This window comes from Rhizomonospora bruguierae (assembly GCF_018397995.1).
Taxonomy (GTDB): domain Bacteria; phylum Actinomycetota; class Actinomycetes; order Mycobacteriales; family Micromonosporaceae; genus Rhizomonospora; species Rhizomonospora bruguierae.
In genome coordinates, this window is record NZ_BBQH01000042.1 from 37,447 (window position 1) to 53,107 (window position 15,661).

Annotated in this window: 15 protein-coding genes; 9 read left to right on the forward strand and 6 right to left on the reverse strand. The window is 72.9% G+C overall.

Annotated elements, in window-relative coordinates; genetic code table 11:
• Position 1: 1 nt before the first annotated feature.
• Positions 2–739, reverse strand: coding sequence for a DUF427 domain-containing protein (locus KJS59_RS21335; protein WP_213454724.1), 738 nt, complete (start codon positions 737–739; stop codon positions 2–4).
• 134 nt (positions 740–873) lie between these two features.
• On the opposite strand from KJS59_RS21335, the gene KJS59_RS21340 reads away from it, so the two are divergent.
• Genes KJS59_RS21340 through KJS59_RS21350 form a run of 3 tightly spaced genes read left to right on the forward strand, consistent with a single transcriptional unit; the run spans position 874 to position 3,677 of the window.
• Complete coding sequence (locus tag KJS59_RS21340) at positions 874–1,557, forward strand: thymidine kinase (RefSeq protein WP_376771228.1); 684 nt, start codon at positions 874–876, stop codon at positions 1,555–1,557.
• 11 nt (positions 1,558–1,568) lie between these two features.
• Positions 1,569–1,940, forward strand: coding sequence for a GntR family transcriptional regulator (locus tag KJS59_RS21345; protein ID WP_213454725.1), 372 nt, complete (start codon positions 1,569–1,571; stop codon positions 1,938–1,940).
• Between the two features lie 9 nt (positions 1,941–1,949).
• Positions 1,950–3,677 carry an acyl-CoA dehydrogenase family protein gene (locus KJS59_RS21350; protein ID WP_213454726.1) on the forward strand — a complete coding sequence of 576 codons (1,728 nt, stop codon included), beginning with the start codon at positions 1,950–1,952 and terminating at the stop codon, positions 3,675–3,677.
• Here KJS59_RS21350 and KJS59_RS21355 read toward each other — a convergent pair whose 3' ends face one another.
• Both KJS59_RS21355 and KJS59_RS21360 read right to left on the reverse strand, forming a co-directional pair.
• A complete protein-coding gene (locus KJS59_RS21355; protein WP_213454727.1) occupies positions 3,678–4,517 on the reverse strand; it encodes an MOSC domain-containing protein in 840 nt (279 codons plus the stop codon).
• A 62-nt stretch (positions 4,518–4,579) separates the two neighbouring features.
• On the reverse strand, positions 4,580–5,524 hold the full coding sequence (locus KJS59_RS21360) for a tyrosine-type recombinase/integrase (protein ID WP_249714638.1): 945 nt from the start codon (positions 5,522–5,524) through the stop codon (positions 4,580–4,582).
• A gap of 79 nt (positions 5,525–5,603) precedes the next feature.
• On the opposite strand from KJS59_RS21360, the gene KJS59_RS21365 reads away from it, so the two are divergent.
• From KJS59_RS21365 to KJS59_RS21375, 3 genes are all read left to right on the forward strand, one after another.
• On the forward strand, positions 5,604–6,548 hold the full coding sequence (locus KJS59_RS21365) for a patatin-like phospholipase family protein (protein WP_213454729.1): 945 nt from the start codon (positions 5,604–5,606) through the stop codon (positions 6,546–6,548).
• Positions 6,549–7,468: 920 nt separating this feature from the next.
• Positions 7,469–8,419: a hypothetical protein gene (locus KJS59_RS21370; RefSeq protein WP_213454730.1), complete on the forward strand. Its 951-nt coding sequence runs from the start codon at positions 7,469–7,471 to the stop codon at positions 8,417–8,419.
• 217 nt (positions 8,420–8,636) lie between these two features.
• Positions 8,637–9,119 carry an NUDIX domain-containing protein gene (locus KJS59_RS21375; protein ID WP_306345186.1) on the forward strand — a complete coding sequence of 161 codons (483 nt, stop codon included), beginning with the start codon at positions 8,637–8,639 and terminating at the stop codon, positions 9,117–9,119.
• 7 nt (positions 9,120–9,126) lie between these two features.
• On the opposite strand, the gene KJS59_RS21380 is transcribed toward KJS59_RS21375, so the two are convergent.
• The 3 genes from KJS59_RS21380 to KJS59_RS21390 form a co-directional block, all read right to left on the reverse strand.
• Positions 9,127–9,666: a GNAT family N-acetyltransferase gene (locus KJS59_RS21380; protein WP_213454731.1), complete on the reverse strand. Its 540-nt coding sequence runs from the start codon at positions 9,664–9,666 to the stop codon at positions 9,127–9,129.
• A gap of 23 nt (positions 9,667–9,689) precedes the next feature.
• The gene (locus tag KJS59_RS21385; RefSeq protein ID WP_249714632.1) at positions 9,690–10,103 is read right to left on the reverse strand and encodes a VanZ family protein; all 414 of its coding nucleotides are present in this window, start codon (positions 10,101–10,103) and stop codon (positions 9,690–9,692) included.
• Positions 10,104–10,548: 445 nt separating this feature from the next.
• Complete coding sequence (locus KJS59_RS21390) at positions 10,549–11,070, reverse strand: methyltransferase family protein (RefSeq protein WP_213454733.1); 522 nt, start codon at positions 11,068–11,070, stop codon at positions 10,549–10,551.
• Between the two features lie 283 nt (positions 11,071–11,353).
• On the opposite strand from KJS59_RS21390, the gene KJS59_RS21395 reads away from it, so the two are divergent.
• From KJS59_RS21395 to KJS59_RS21405, 3 genes are all read left to right on the forward strand, one after another.
• A complete protein-coding gene (locus tag KJS59_RS21395) occupies positions 11,354–14,341 on the forward strand; it encodes a Tn3 family transposase (RefSeq protein WP_249714634.1) in 2,988 nt (995 codons plus the stop codon).
• The gene (locus tag KJS59_RS21400; RefSeq protein WP_213454743.1) at positions 14,338–14,988 is read left to right on the forward strand and encodes a hypothetical protein; all 651 of its coding nucleotides are present in this window, start codon (positions 14,338–14,340) and stop codon (positions 14,986–14,988) included. The genes KJS59_RS21395 and KJS59_RS21400 overlap by 4 nt, the downstream gene beginning before the upstream one ends.
• 464 nt (positions 14,989–15,452) lie before the next feature.
• The coding region (locus KJS59_RS21405; protein ID WP_213454734.1) for a hypothetical protein at positions 15,453–15,661 on the forward strand (209 nt) is incomplete at its 3' end.

The following is a 15,661-nucleotide window of genomic DNA, read 5'->3' on the forward strand; positions in this document are numbered from 1 at the left end:
GTCAGGACAGGCGCTGCCCGTCCACGTGGATGGCCACGCGGTCGGGGTAGAAGCTGACCAGGCCGGCGATCTTCTGGCTCTCCGGCAGCGGCGTGCGGTAGATCCAGACGACGTCCTCGTGCAGGACCCCGTTCACCTCCACCGAGAAGTACCCCGCCTCACCCTTGTACGGGCAGTGGGTGCGGGTCGCGGACGGGCGCAGCAGTTCGGTGCGCACGTGCGCCAGCGGCAGGTAGTACCGGGGCGGCAGGTAGGTCTCGAACAGGATGTGCGGGCAGTGCGTCTCGGCGATCGGCTGCCCGTCCAGTTCCACCCGCACGTGCCGGCTGCTGGCGAGGATGTCCACCCGGGCGTAGGGGTTGCGTGGATGGGTGTAGACCGGCTCGTCCTCCTCCAGCCACTCGTCCATCGCCGCCCAGTCCAGCCGCACCGCGTCGCGCAGCGCCTCGATCGGGCAGTCGGGGTAGCGCAACGCCCCACCCGGCGCGGTGCCGCGCCCGGTCCGCACGTCGAGCACCTGACCCTCGCCGCGGCTGGTGGAGTGCTTCGTCTCGCCGGTCGGTACCAGCCCGGCGCGCACGTCACCGGCCGGGACGTAGTAGGCCGGGTAGTACGGGTTCTCCCACACCAGCAGCGGGTGCCGGGTGTCGGCGACCAGGTCGCCGCCGAGGAAGGCGCGCACGCGCTTGGCTCCGGTCTCCACCCGTACCCGGCCGCGGGTGTTCGTGTCGTTGTCCACGGCCCCATGATGCCGGCTGGTCGGAGCGCGCAGCGCCTCATCCGCCTCACAAGGTCGGCGCGGCTTGTCCCGCACGTCTTAATCTCGCCCGGCGCGCGCCGATCCCCGGCGCCGGTCACGTACGCTGCCCGACCGTGACCGACGACTCATCCGCACTGGCCACGGCGTGCGTGGCGGCCGGCGACGGCCGCCTGCGCCACGGCGCGAAGCTGAAGTTCTTCTGGGGGCCGATGGACTGCGGCAAGTCCACCCTCGCCCTGCAGATGGACCACAACCACGCCCGGCAGGGCCGCCGCGGGCTGGTCCTGACCCGCAACGACCGGTCGATGGGTCCCCGGGTCACGACCCGGATCGGGCTGGCGCACGACGCCATCGAGGTGACCGACGACCTGGACGTGCGGGAACTGGTCCGAGACCGGTGGCGCACCGGCGTCGGGGTGGACTACCTGATCTGCGACGAGGCGTGCTTCTACACGCTGCCCCAGATCGAGCAGCTGGTCGACCTGGTGGACGGCTACGACGTGGACGTGTACGCGTTCGGCCTGGCCACGGACTTCCGCTCGAGCCTGTTCCCGGCCGCGCGGCGGCTGTTCGAGCTGGCCGACGAGGTGTGCCGGATCCAGGTCGAGGTGCTGTGCTGGTGCGGGCGGCAGGGGCAGCTCAACGCCCGGATCGTCAACGGCGCGGTGGCCCGCGAGGGCGCCCAGGTGGTCATCGGCGACACCGCGCTACCGGGGGCCGACGACGGCGACGTGCGGTACCAGGTGCTGTGTCGGCGCCACCACCGCACCGGTGAGATCGGGCCGGCCGGCCAGTAGGCTCACGGTTCATGTTCATCGAGGTCGACGCCGACCTGCCGGCCCCGCCGTACGAGCAGGTCCGGGCGCAGATCGCGGCCCTGGCGGCGGACGGCGGCCTGCCCGCCGGCACCCGGCTGCCCCCGGTGCGTCAGCTCGCCGGCGACCTGGGCCTGGCCGTGAACACGGTCGCCCGCGCGTACCGGGAGCTGGAGCAGGCCGGCCTGGTGGAGACGCGGGGCCGCAACGGCACGGTCGTCACCGCCCGCGCCGCCGGGGTGCCGGTCCGGGCCCAGCACCTGGCCGCCCGGTACGCCGAGCAGGTCCGCACCCTGGGCGTCGAGCCGCGGCGGGCGCTGGAGCTGGTCCGCGCCGCCCTGGGCCTGGGGCCTACCGGCGAGTAGATTTCCGGCATGGCGACCCCGCAGGCGTTCGACGGCGCGACGGACCGGTACGTGCAGGTCGTCCCCCCGCCCGCCGAACCGTACGGGTCCGACCCGCTGCTGCGTCCGTGGCTGGCCCGGCAGCTCGGCACGGCGGGGCTGGACCGGGCCGAGCAGCGGCTGCGCCCGCTCGCGGCCGAGGTGACCGGCCCGCTGCGGGCGGCGCACCACCAGGCCGAGGCGAACCCGCCCCGGCTGGTCCGGTACGACGCGTGGGGCGCCCGGGTCGACCGGATCGAGACGCCGGCGGGCTGGCGGGAACTGGGCGCGGCCGCGGCCCGGCACGCGGTGGTGGCGCTGCCGTACCTGCCCCGGGCGCGCGACACCTGGGGCGCCGGCGCCCGGGTCGTGCAGCACGCCCTGCTGCACCTCTACGGTCCGGAATCGGCCACGTTCACCTGCCCGGTCGCGATGAGTGACGGCGCGGCGGCGCTGCTCAGCCTCCCCGAGGTGGACGCGTCGGTACGCGACGCCTGGCTGCCCCGCCTGCTCAGCACGGACCCCGAGCGGGCCATCACCAGCGGGCAGTGGATGACCGAATCGCAGGGTGGTTCGGACCTGTCGACCTCGTCCACCACCGCCACCCCCGCCGGGGCGGGGGGCTGGCGGCTGACCGGCGAGAAGTGGTTCTGCTCGGCGGCCGACGCGGCGATGGCGGTGACGCTGGCCCGCCCCGAGGGCGCCGGCCCGGGCAGCCGGGTACTGGCCCCCTTCCTGGTGCCCCGGTACGCGGCCGACGGCGTGCTGCCCGCGCCCGGCGTGCGGATCCACCGGCTCAAGGAGAAGCTGGGCACCCGGGCGGTGCCCACCGCCGAGATCGGCCTGCGGGACGCAAACGCGGTGCCGCTGGGCGACCCGGCCGGCGCCGGCCTGGTGCGGGCGATGACGCTGGTCGTGGTGACCCGGCTGCACAACGCCGCCGCGGCGGCCGCCGGGATGCGCCGCGGCCTGGCCTACGCCAAGGCGTACGCCACGGCCCGGGGCGTGGCCGGCGGACCGCTGGCCGCCTCCCCGCTGCACCGCGCCACGCTCGGCACCCTCGGGGTGGACACGGCCGGCGCGTTCGTGCTCGCCGGGCACGCGTTCGCCCTGCTCGGGCGGGTGGAGGTCGGCGCCGACCCGGAGGCGGCGGCGGAACTGCGCGCGGTGGCCCCGCTGGCGAAGCTGTTCACCGGCAGGCTCGCCGTCGCCGTCGCCACCGAGTACGTCGAGTGCTTCGGCGGCGCCGGCTACGTGGAGGACACCGGGGTGCCGCGCCTGCTGCGCGACGCGCAGGTGCTGCCGATCTGGGAGGGCACCACGAACGTGCTGGCCCTGGACGTGCTGCGCGCGGTCGTCCGGGAGGACGCCGCACGCCCGGTGCTGCGGCGGGTGGCCGCCGCCGCGGACGCCGCCCGGGCGGTCGCGCCGGCCCTGGCCGACGATCTGGCCCGGACGGCCGGTGCGCTGCGCGACGCGCTCGGCGAGGTCGCGGCGGACCCGGCGGGCGTGCCGGCCCGGGCCGGCGCCCGGGACCTGGCGATGCGCCTGGCCGCCGCGCTGACCGCCGCCCTGCTCGTCGAGCAGGCCACGCACGCCCGGCAGGACGCCGCCGCCGCGGACACCGCGCGGGAGGCGGCCCGGCTGTGGATCCGCCGCTGGCTGCGCCGCGAGGACATCGCCGTCGACGCCCACCACGCGATGGACCTGCTCACGTAGTCAGCCGAGGATCTCCACCTCGTCACCGACGGCGATCTCGGCGGTGGCGCCGGCGTCGAGGGTGGACGGCGCGATCCGCACGCCGAACCAGGTCTTGCCGTCCCACTTGCGGTGCCGGCTCAGCGTGCGGATCGGTTCCTTGCCCAGGACGAGGGTCTCCGGGTCGATGACGGTCAGCACGCAGCGGTCGCACGCCTCGGTCAGGTGGAACTCCACCCCGCCGATGCGCAGCCGCTTCCAGCCGTCCTCGGCGAACGGCTCCCCGCCGCCGATCACCACGTTCGGCCGGAACCGCCCGATGACCAGCGGCGCGGCCGGCTCCTCGCCGCGCTCCACCGCCTCGGCCGCCACCCACTCGTTCAGCAGGTCCATCGAGGACTGGCTGACCAGCAGCAGCGGCGCGTCGTCGGCCAGGCTGGTCACGTCGCCGGGCCGGCCGCCGTGCCCGGCCGGTATCGGCCGCTCGGTCGGGTCCGGTTGCCAGGCCAGCCGGGCGGGGCGGCCCAGCACCGCCGTGAGCCACCGCGCGGCCGGCTCACCCGCCACCAGGATCGTGCCGAGGCGTCCCGCGTCGACCCGGGGCGCGCCGGCCGGATCCGGTGGGGACACGGCCAGGTCGGGGTGGCCGGCCGCGGTCAGCAGCAGACCGCCGTCGGGCAGCGGCCGCGGGCGCACGCCGAGCACCGGCGGAAAATGACGGCCGCTGATCTGAACGCCCTCGGGAGACATGACCGCCCAGCGCCGGTCACCCGCCAACCCCCACCGGTGCACCACCACCCGGTCCAGTTCCACCGCGCCGCCGGACTTCATCGGGTGCACGCGGATAGTCGTCAGCCGCATGCCCTAGACCGTAGCGGGTGGGGTGCGCTGGCCCATGGGAACGCCGGGCGGTGGCGGGGCGGTCAGCGGCGGCGGGCGCGGGCGGCCCAGATGGCGTAGGCGGGGTCGCGGTCGAGGTTGTGCCGGTCGCGGTCGTAGCGGCGGGTGGTGCGCGGGTCGGCGTGCCCCATCGCGTCCTGGACGTCCTCCAGCGGCACGCCCTCGGCGCGGGCCGTGGTCGCGAACGCGTGCCGCAGCGAGTGCGGCGACAGCCGGGCCGCCCCGGGGATGCCGGCCTCGGCGGCCAGGCGGCGGATCAGCCGGAACACGGCGTGCCGGTCCATGCGGGAACCGGTCGAGGTGACCAGCAGCGGGCCCTCGGTGCGCCCGTCAAGGTAGGCGTCGAGGGCGGCGGCGACGCCGGGGGTCAGGGCGCGGCGGCGGGGTCGGCCGCCCTTGCCGGTGAAGCGGACGCTGCGGTGCCCCCGCTCGACGCCCACGTCGCAGACGTCCAGCGACACCAGTTCACCGACGCGCAGCCCCAGGTCGGCCAGCAGCGCGACCACGAGCCGGGTGCGCGCGGCGGTGGGTCCACGATGGGCGGCGGCCGCGGCGACGAGGGCGTCCACCTCCTCGGGTGCGAGGCCGACGGTGGCGGAGTGGTCCCGGTCCACCCGCGGGCGGTCCGCGTCGGCGGCCGGGTTGGTCGCGATCGCGCCGAGCTTGAGCAGGAAGGCATACCAGCTCGACAGTGCCGACAGCTTGCGCGCCACGGTCGCGGGGCTGCGCGGCCGCCCGGTACGGCCGTCCACCTCGGACTCCAGCGCCCGGGCCCACGCGTTGACGTGCAGGAAGGTGGCGCGCAGCGGCTCCAGGTCGGTGGCCGCGCACCAGGCCAGCCAGTCGGCCACGTCCCGCCGGTACGCGGACCTGGTGTGCGCGGAGAGCCGACGGTTGCGCAACCATGCCTCAGTGAAGTCAACTGGTGACCGACCGTCGCTCAATTCCCGGGCGGAGCGGGGTGTCACGGGGGCGGCGGGGTCCACCCGTCGACCTTACGGTGGGCGCGGCGCGGGGAGCGAAGGACAGGCCGATGGCGGGTGAGGTATGACGGGCCGCGCGCTGGTGCTGGGCGGCGGCGGCGTGACCGGGGTCGCGTGGGCGCTGGGCGTATTGTCCGGGCTGGCCGCCGCCGGCATCCGGCTCGCCGACGCGGACCTGGTGATCGGCACGTCCGCGGGCGCCCTGCTCGGCTCCCAACTCGCCGCCGGCGTGGACGTCGAGGAACTGTACCGCGCGCAGCTCGACACCCCACCCGCCGAGCCGCCGGTGCGCCTGGGTCGCGGCACCCTCGCCCGGCTCGCCTGGGCGCTGTACCACTACGGTGACCCGCGCCAGTCCCGCGCCGCGATCGGCCGGATAGCCCTGGCCACCCACGACGGCCACGGCGCCGAGCCGGCCGTGCGGCGCCGGCGGGCCGTCGAGTCCCGGCTGATCGCCGCCGAGTGGCCGCGCCGACCCCTGGTGATCGCCGCCGTGGACGCGGTCTCCGGCGACCTGGTGGCGTTCGACCGGGCCGCCGGCGTCCCCCTGGCGGACGCCGTCGCCGCGAGCTGCGCCGCCCCGGGCGTCTGGCCGCCCGTCCCGATCGCCGGCCGCCCCATGATCGACGGTGGCGTCCGCTCGCCCGCCAACGCGGACCTGGCCGCCGGCTGCGACCGCGTCGTGGTGCTGGCCCCGGTCGCCCGGGGGCTGCACCCGGCCGGCGCCGTGGCGAGCCAGGTGACCGACCTGCCCGGGCGCCCCCGCGCGGTCCTGCTCAGCCCCGACCCGCTGGCCCGCCGCTGGGTCGTTCCCAACCCCGCCTACCGTGCCGCCGCCGCCCGCGCCGGCCGCACCCAGGCCACCCGGGTCGCCGCCACTGTCGCCGCCGCCTGGATGCAGCCGTGCCCGGTCAGCGCAGCGTCGGCGCCGCCCCGGACACCCGTCCAGCGGCCACCGTCCACCGCCGGGTCGCTCCCAGCGCGTCGGCGACGTGTCCGTCGTGCCTGACCACGATCAGCGGATACGCCCGCGCCCACCCCTAACGCAACGGCGGATGGCGCCAGTGCGCCGCCTGACCTGAACGCTCACCCCGCTCGCCCGCCCGTGGCGCTACCGCCAGAAAGCGTCCCGGTCGTGCCCGCTCGCCCACCCCGGCCCGAGCCCTCTGGTCGCCTTGCCCCGCTCCACCCTTGGCCCCGTCCCGGGCCCTCAGCGCTCAGCCGACCGCCCCCGGGGCTCAGGCCCCTCGGCCCCTTGGGCGTGTGGTGCCCGAGTTGGTCCGGTGCGCGGCCTTTGATAGCCACCAGAAGTCCAAAGAAGTCCAAGGTTGGCGGGGTGAGGGGCGCGAGGGCGCGGAACGGGTGGCGGCCGGGGCGCGGGGCCGGAGCCGGTACGGGCCCGGGCGCGGATCGCGGGGGCGTACCTCCCGCGAGATCACGTGGCACCATCGTCGTGTGGCCCGTTCCAGCCGCAACCGATTTCCCGGTAAACGTGGCTGACCGGCCGCATTCGATGACTGTAGGTTTATCGATCGTGTTCGCAGAGTCATCTACCGACGGACCCCCGGCGGGCCCAGCACGGCTCGCCGTGCCCAAAATCCAGCCCGTGGCCGGCGGCTGGCCCCATGGTTCCCGCGCGTGTCCGCTGGTGCCGCGGCCGGCCCCCGTCCTGCTCCACGCCTCGCGGAGAATTTCGCGAGCCACCGCCCTCAACCCTTCCTCAGACGTTTCACGGGGTGTTGCCCGAGCCGTGGGCGTACCCGCCGCCGTTTTGCCGCACGTTTCGCGGCACGTTTCGCCAGCGGCGCCCGTGCCCGTTGGCGTTTCGCGGCGCGTTTCGCGGCCCGTGCCCGTGCCCGTCGCCGTTTTGCCGCGCGTTTCGCGAGCCGTGCCCGTGCCCGCGGCCGTTGGCCTTTCGCTGGGCCGCCGGTGAACGGCCTGCGGATCATCGACGCCGCGGAGATCCGCCGCCGGGTCGGCGCCTACGAGGCCGTCGCCGCCGTGCGACGGGCCACCGCCGCGCACGCCCGCGCCCTGGTCACCAGCCCGGACCCGTGGCTGCTGCCCGTGCCGGCCGCCCACGGCGAGGTCCACGTGCGCGGCGCCCACCTGCACGAGTCCCCCTATCTGGTGGTGCGCGTCTCCAGCGGCTTCTACGACAATCCGGACGTGGGGCTGCCCACCGGAAGCGGCCTGGTCACCGTCCTGGACGCCAGCACCGGCCGCCCGACCGCCCTGCTGCTCGACGGCGGCTACCTCACCGAACTGCGCGCCGGCGCGGCCGGTGCCCTCGCCGCGGACCTGCTCGCCCCCGCCCAGGTCTCGGCGGTGGCCATGCTCGGCACGGGCGGCCAGGCCCGCTTCCAGCTGGAGGCGCTGCTGCACGTGCGCCGCCCCGACCGGCTCCTGGTGTACGGCCGCGACGACGCCCGCGCCGACCGCTTCGCCTGGTGGGCCCGCGCCCGGCACACCTGGCAGGTCGAGGTCGTCGCCACTCCCCGCGACGCGGTGCGGTCGGCCGACCTCGTCGTCACCGCCACACCCGCCACGCAACCCCTGATCGAGGCGGACTGGCTGGCCGCGGGCACGCACGTCACCGCGGTGGGCGCCGACGACGCGCGCAAGCGCGAACTGCACCCCGGCGTGCTCGCCGCCGCCGACGTCATCGCCTGCGACGACCCCGGGCAGTCCCGGCGGTTCGGCGAACTGAAGGGACTTCCCGACGCCGACCTCGGCGCCGTACCGGTCAGCCTCGGTGCGATCCTGATCGGCGCCGCCCCGGGCCGCACCAGCGACACGCAGCTCACGATCGCCGACCTGACCGGGCTCGGCGCCCAAGACGCCGCCCTTGCCGAATTGGTGTTATCGGCAATCGACTAACGACGGGGCGGCTTCCGCGCGACAGCACTGCCCACTGGCATTGGCGAACCCTCCGAGTCGACCCGGCGCCCACACCGCTCGACGGGATCCACGCACCGCGGCCCGGCACGATGCTGCTCATGCGCCCGCCGATCCTCGACGGTGTGCCCCGCGCGTCGCCCTTGCCGCCCTCGGGCGCGGCCAGCAAGGGCCCGGCCTGGGCAGGTAGCCTCCCGTGGTGACCTCACCGTCTGGCGACTACACCGCGACGTTGCCGCGGAAGCGGATGGGGTCGGCCGTCCTGTTCCGGGACGCCGGCGGCCGGATCCTGCTGGTGGAGCCGGTGTACAAGGACGACTGGGAACTGCCCGGCGGTGTGGTGGAGTCCGACGAGTCGCCGTACGACGCCGCGGTGCGCGAGCTGACGGAAGAACTTGGCCTGTCGGTTTCCCCGGGCCGGCTGCTGGTGGTCGATTGGGTACCACCCCACCCGGGCCGCACCGAGGGCGTCATGTTCGTCTACGACGGCGGTGTACTCGACCCGGCGCTGGCCGCAGCGATCCACCTGCCCGCTGAGGAACTGCGCGGATGGGCCTGGTCGACGCCGGAGGAAGCACAGCGGCGGCTCTGCGCGCTGCTGGCCCGGCGGGCCGCCGCCGCGCTGCGGGCGGCCAACACCGGCGACACCAGCTACCTGGAGAACGGCAACCGAATCGTCTGACTTGGGCTCAAGCGGACGGCGTGACCGGGGACCGCAGACCGAGCCACTGCTCGGCGTCCCAGGCATGGAACCGCTCCACCTCGGTGAACCCCAGCTTTGCCGCGAGACGCATCGAGCCGACGTTGGCGGCCTGGGTGGTGAGCACCACCGGCTCGCCGGGAAGGACGCCGTCGAACCAGTCGAGTGCCGCCGCGCACGCCTCGGCGGCGTACCCGAATCCCCACGCTCGCGGCAGGAACAGGTAGCCGAGATCGGCCTTTCCCACGGCGGCCGGGCGACGGTGCTCCGTTGCTCTCCTGAGCAGGATCTGGCCGATCATCGCCCCATCCAGATCAACGACAAAGTTCCCGGGCCACCGCTCGGGCGCCCCGGGCATCTCGCGCTCAAGCTCGTCACGCGGGCGGGGGCCGCCGAGGTAGGTGTGCACCTCCGGCGACGCCAGCAGCTCGATGAACGCCGCGCGGTCCCGGGACTCGGGCGCACGGAGCACGAGTCTCTCGGTCTTGAGCGGCTCAGGCGGCCAGGCGATGAACCCCAGGTCTGACATGCGCGCAGGCTAACAGCCCGAACCTACTCCCACCCGGTCGCGCGCCACCAGCGGTGCGACGCCAGCGCGGCCAGCCCGGCGCCAGCGGTGTTGAGCAGTACGTCGTCCACGGAGGACACCCGGTCCAGCCGCAGGATGTACTGCGCGGCCTCGACCAGGACCGAGCCGCCCGCCGCGAGCGCCAGGATCCGCGGTACCGACGCCAGCGCCGCGAACCGCAGCGGGGCGAGAAACCCCAGTGCCGCGAACACCAGCAGGTTGCCGACGATCTGAACCGCCGCCGTCGGCGGGCCGCCGTCAGTGAGGATCGTGAGCAGATCCCGCAGCGGTACCAGGCTCATCCGACCGGGGGCAGCGCCCGCCTGGCCGCCCGGCAACATGATCATCCATACCCACGGCACCGTCCCGTAGACGATGCCGACCTCGGCCAGCGACATCCGCCGCGCCTGCCGGAAAACTACCCGAGCCGGCTGACCCCCGGCGTGACGTTCGGGCAGGTTTCGCCGCCGGTGCAGGCGCGCAGGCGTGGCGGGGAACCAGAACGCTGACGCACCACCGAAGAATCCCATGCACGACGCCCAACCCATCCCGGCCGTGTCGCCGCCACAACCGCACCCCGCATCGCGGCACAACCCGCCGCCGCGCGGCGCGCTGATGCTGGTGGACCTCGACCGGTTCCAGCCGATGGCGCCCCGCCGCCAAGCCCGGCCGCGGCGCCGGCGCCCGGGGCCGGTGGGTGGCGCGACGGCCGGGCAGTGCGCGCCGGGCTTGGGCCGCTCACCTGTGAACATGCACCGGTTGTCGGCCTCTGTTCTTGAAATACGTTCGGCTCGGCCAGTACCTCGAACATCGCCGGCGCGGCACGGAAGTATGCCCGTACGGCTACAAAGGTGTGTCGGCGGCGCTCTGCCGCCAGGCCGTACGGCGCGGCCACCACCCAGGCACGTTCGCCCGGTACTCGGCATATTCGGCGTCGTACCGTGCCGCCAGTCGCGGCTCCTCGTACCCCTTCACGAACGCCATCATGGCGGCGGCGGCGACCAGTGCGTACACCAGCACGCCGAGCCGACCCAACAGCAGCGCCTGCCCGACGATCGTCGCGATCACCGCCACGTACATGGGATTCCGCAGATACCGGTAGAGCCCGCCTACTACCAGCCGCTCCGTGGGCGCCACCGGCGCGGGCGTACCCGCGCCCTCCCGTACGAACCGTACAAACGCCTGCACCAGGACCACCGCCCCGCCGGTCACCAGCACCGCCCCGGCGACCCGAGCCACCGCCCAGTACGGCGACGGCGTGCCGGGTTTCCAGTCCGTCAGCAGCCAGGGCACCACCCCGGCGACAACTCCCGGCGCGATCGCGAAGAACGCGGCGCTTCCCGCCGCGGCGGCCGACCTACGCATGCGTCGATTATGGACCGATGCGCCTTCAACACCATAACTGTCATTATGGTGTACGTCGCTGGGGTTAGATTCTCCCGTGTTTGGGCCGTGATTATCGGATTACCGGTAACACTAATCCAGTAATCTGCCCGCGTGCCGTCGTCGGCTGCCCGGGCAACGCCTCCCTCCGGCAAGGGGTGTTGGTAAGAATCACGACACCAGGGGCCAAAAAGATGATCTAGGTGTGAGGGCTGTCGGGGTGTGTTGGGCGTCGGAATGATCTCCGGCTGTGAAACGTCCTTTGATGAGTCTTGGTGACCTGGTTGAGCACTGGACGTTGGTCGGTGCTGAGCAGGATCTGGTCGCGGCGAAGCACCGCGATACGCAGCTCGGCTTTGCGCTGTTGCTGAAGTTCTATGGCCGGTTCGGCCGGTTCCCGCGCGGCCGGGCGGAGCTGCATGAGGACGTGGTGGATTTCGTCGCGCGGCAGCTGGGTGTGGAGGCAGGCTCGCTGCGTTTCTATGAGTGGGCTGGGCGCACGATCAAGCGGCATCGGGCCGAGATCCGCGCTCATCTGGGGTTCCGGGAGTGCACGGTCGTCGACGCGGAGAAGCTGACGGACTGGCTGGCCGGGGACTACGCGCAGAAGGAACGCCGTTTCGAGCTGGCCAAGGATGCGGTGCTGGCCGAGCTGCGAGCGCGGTCGATCGAGCCGCCGACGCCGGACCGGGTGGACAAGATCGTGCGGTCGGGCCTGCATCAGGCGGAGAAGATCCTCGCCGAGCAGATCGCCGGCCGGCTGCAGGTCGACGTGCGGGCCCGGCTGTTGTCGTTGGTCGCGGTGGCGGACACCGACGTCGACGATGCTGATCCGAGCGTGTTGGCTTTGATCAAGGCGGCGACGGGGAACGTGAGTTTGTCGTCGATGCTGACGGAGATCTCCCGACTGGAGGCGGTGCGGGCGATCGGCTTGCCGGCGGGGTTGTTCGCCGACGTCGCGCCGAAGGTCCTCGCCGCGTGGCGGGCCCGGGCGGCGGTGGAGTCACCGTCACACCTGCGCGCGCACAGTGTGGAGGTGACGTTGACGCTGCTGGCGGCGTTGGTGCACTGCCGCAGTTGGGAGATCACTGATGCGCTGGTCACGTTGCTGCTGCGCACGGTCCATGCGATCGAGGCCCGCGCCGACCGGCGGGTGACCAAGCAGTTGGTGGCGGAGTTCCGGCGGGTCCAGGGCAAGGAGAACCTACTGTTTCGGGTGGCGGAGGCGGCCACGGCCCAGCCGGACGACACGGTGCGGCAGGTGGTGTTCCCGGTCGTCGGGGAGGACAACCTGCGCCACCTGGTGGCCGAGTACAAGGCGTCGGGGTCGACGTACCGGCGCACGGTGCAGACCACGTATCGGGCGTCGTACTCCCACCACTACCGCAAGGGCCTGATCGCACTGCTGGAGGTGCTGGAGTTCCGCTGCGACAACTCGCACCGCCCGGTCCTCGACGCGCTGCACCTGGTGCGCCGCTACCGGTCGCAGACCGACCTGACGTACTACCCGGCCGGGGAGACGGTACCGACGCACCCCGGGCTGACCGGGGACTGGGCGGAGCTGGCGTACCGGGTCGACGGACGCGGCCGGCGCCGCGCGGTGCGCACGGTGTACGAGATCCGCACCTTCGAGGCGTTGTGTGACCAGCTCAAATGCAAGGGCGTCTGGGTGGTCGGGGCGATGGAGTTCCGCAACCCCGACGAGGACCTGCCCCGCGACTTCGAGGTGCGCCGCACCGAGCACTACCAGGCGCTGCGCAAACCGCTGGACCCGGCGATGTTCATCGACGCCCTGCAGAGCGAGATGCGCGCCGAGCTGGGCGCGCTGAACGACGCGATGCCGCTGGACTGGCTGGAGATCCGGCCTCGCCCGGGTAACCAGGGCTCGGTCAAGCTCAGCCCGCTCGACGCGCTGCCCGAGCCGGTCAACCTGGGCCGGCTCAAGAAGGTCATCACCGGCCGGTGGGGCACGGTCCCGCTGATCGACGTGCTCAAGGAGGCGGTGCTGCGCTCGGACTGCGGCACCACGATCGGCTCCATGTTCGGCCGCGCGGACGCCGCCGGCGGTCAGCTACTCGAACGGCTCCTGCTCGTGCTCTACGCCTACGGCACGAACACCGGCATCCGCGCCGTGGCGGCCGGTGAGCACGGCCACCGCGAGGAAGAGCTGTACTACGTGCGCCGCCGCTACCTCAATCCAGAGCTGGTAAGGGCCCTGGCGATCGACATCGCCAACGCCACCTTCAGCGCCCGCCAGCAAAGCATCTGGGGCGCCGGGTCGAGCACCGTGGCGTCGGACTCGACGCACTTCGGCGCGTTCGACGCGAACATCTTCACCGAGTACCACTCCCGCTACGGCGGCCGCGGCGTGCTGATCTACTGGCACGTCGAACGCAAGTCCATGGTGATCCACTCGCAGGTCATCAACTGCTCCGCGTCCGAGGTCGCCGCGATGATCGACGGGGCGATGCACCACGGCACCGCCATGGACGTCGAGGCCAACTACGTCGACACGCACGGCCAGTCGATCATCGGGTTCGGCCTGACCCGGCTGCTCGGCTTCGACTTGCTGCCGCGGATCAAGGCGATCAACCGGGTCCGGCTCTACCGGGCCAGCGCCAACGACGCCTACCCGCAGCTCGGCGCCGCGCTGATGAACCGGCCGATCCGCTGGCACCTGATCGCCGACCAGTACGACCAGATGATCAAGTACGCGACGGCGATCAGGACCCGGTCGGCGCAGACCGCAGCCATCCTGCGCCGCTTCCAGCAGACCAACCTGATGCACCCGACCTATCAGGCCATGTTGGAAGTCGGCCGCGCGCAGCGCAGCATATTCGTCGCTCGTTATCTACGTGACCGGGATCTGCAACGGGAGATCAACGCCGGGTTGAACGTGTCGGAGTCGTGGAACGCCGGTAACTCGATCATCTACTTCGGCAAGGGCGGTGACATACCCGCCAACCGCCGCGACGAGCAGGAACTGTCCGTGCTGTGCCTGCGGGTGCTGCAGGCCGCCGTGGTCTATGTCAACACCCTGATGGTCCAGGACGTCCTGGCCGAGGACCTGGTCGAGCTGACCCCGGCCGACCGGCGATGCCTGACCCCGCTGTTCTGGTCCAACATCTCTCCGTACGGCGAGGTCCGGCTCAACATGGCCAACCGGCTCGCCCTGCGCGCCACGACCACCCCGGATCCGGCTGGCGGCGATGATGGCCCGACCACCCCGAGCAGCGAGGGACAGCCACGATGACCCCCACCCGCACCGGTGCGCATACCGCAACGTTCCGCGAGCAGTACGGCTCCTGGCTCACCGACGGCTTGACCGCGACCACCCAGGCCGCCACCGCCGGCGACTTCAAGCAAGCCGTGACCCTGACCGGCCGGTTCGCCGCCGCCGCCCAGCACTTGCACCACAGCGTCGTCCGCGACGCTCTGGCCGCCGGGCTGGACTGGTGGCAGATCGGCGAGCTGCTCACCGTGCACCCGCAGGCCGCGTTCGACGCCTACGCCAACCTCGCCGACGCCACCCGCACCCCGGCCCAGCAGCGCCCGCACCTGGCCGTGGTCTGCACCGCCGGGCTGGCCGCCGAGCACGACATGGACACCGAGCACGGCATCGACCTCGACGACCTCGACCCGCAGCACAGCCTCACCACCGACCCCACCGTGGTGCAGCTGCGCGCGGCCGCGCAGCTGCTCGGCGACGACATCTGGATCGCCGTCAAACTGCCCGGCGAGTACGACGGTGACGACGACCTCGACGACGAAGCGGCCATCCGCCGGTGGACCACCGTGGCGCTCTACCCCGACGAACTGGGCTGGCTGCGCGAGGCCCTGGCGCTGAATGCCGAAGAACCGGACGACGACGAAGACGAGGACCTGGAGCCGCTGCTCTGAGCAGGTTGAGCGCGGGCAGGATCGAACCGGCGGCCCCGCCGATCAGGCGGTGTCGTCGTTCTGGTGGTCGACGATGTCGCCGAGCGCCTGACCAAGCCGCCGCATCGCGTGATGGGCCGCCAGTAGTTTCCAGACCAAAAACAACTCCAGGCAGTTCTGGACCGACCGACGCGCCTTTGTCGAGGCTGCTCCCACCTTCCCCGGCGACCCCTGACCCAGGCTGCCTCCAGCTTCACCCCAACCGCTACGGCGGCGGGGCGACGGTGGCCTCCACCTACAAACAGCGTCTCGTGGCGCACTGACACGTTTCTACCGGCACCTCTGTTAGGCCCTGGTGGCTTTTGGCGGCGTCTATCTTGAGACACTTCGATCCGTTGACCGAAGGTATTTCTCTCGTTACGTTCGATACTCGTCAGTCGATTGATGCATGTGCATGTCACAGCGCATGCGTCACAACGGGAGGAATGATCTTGATCAGGAGTATGCGTGTAGCGAGCCTCGGTTTCGCGCTGGCCGTCGCCTTGCTGTCGACCGGAGCGAGCGCCGTCGCCGCTCCACCGGCATCGGATCCGTCGCCGGCCGCGGCTCGACCAGGACTGGCGCCCGCCGGCGCGGGGGGCACGTACCTCGACGAGAAGGGCAATGTCCTGTCGATGCAAGGGCGGGACGCCGA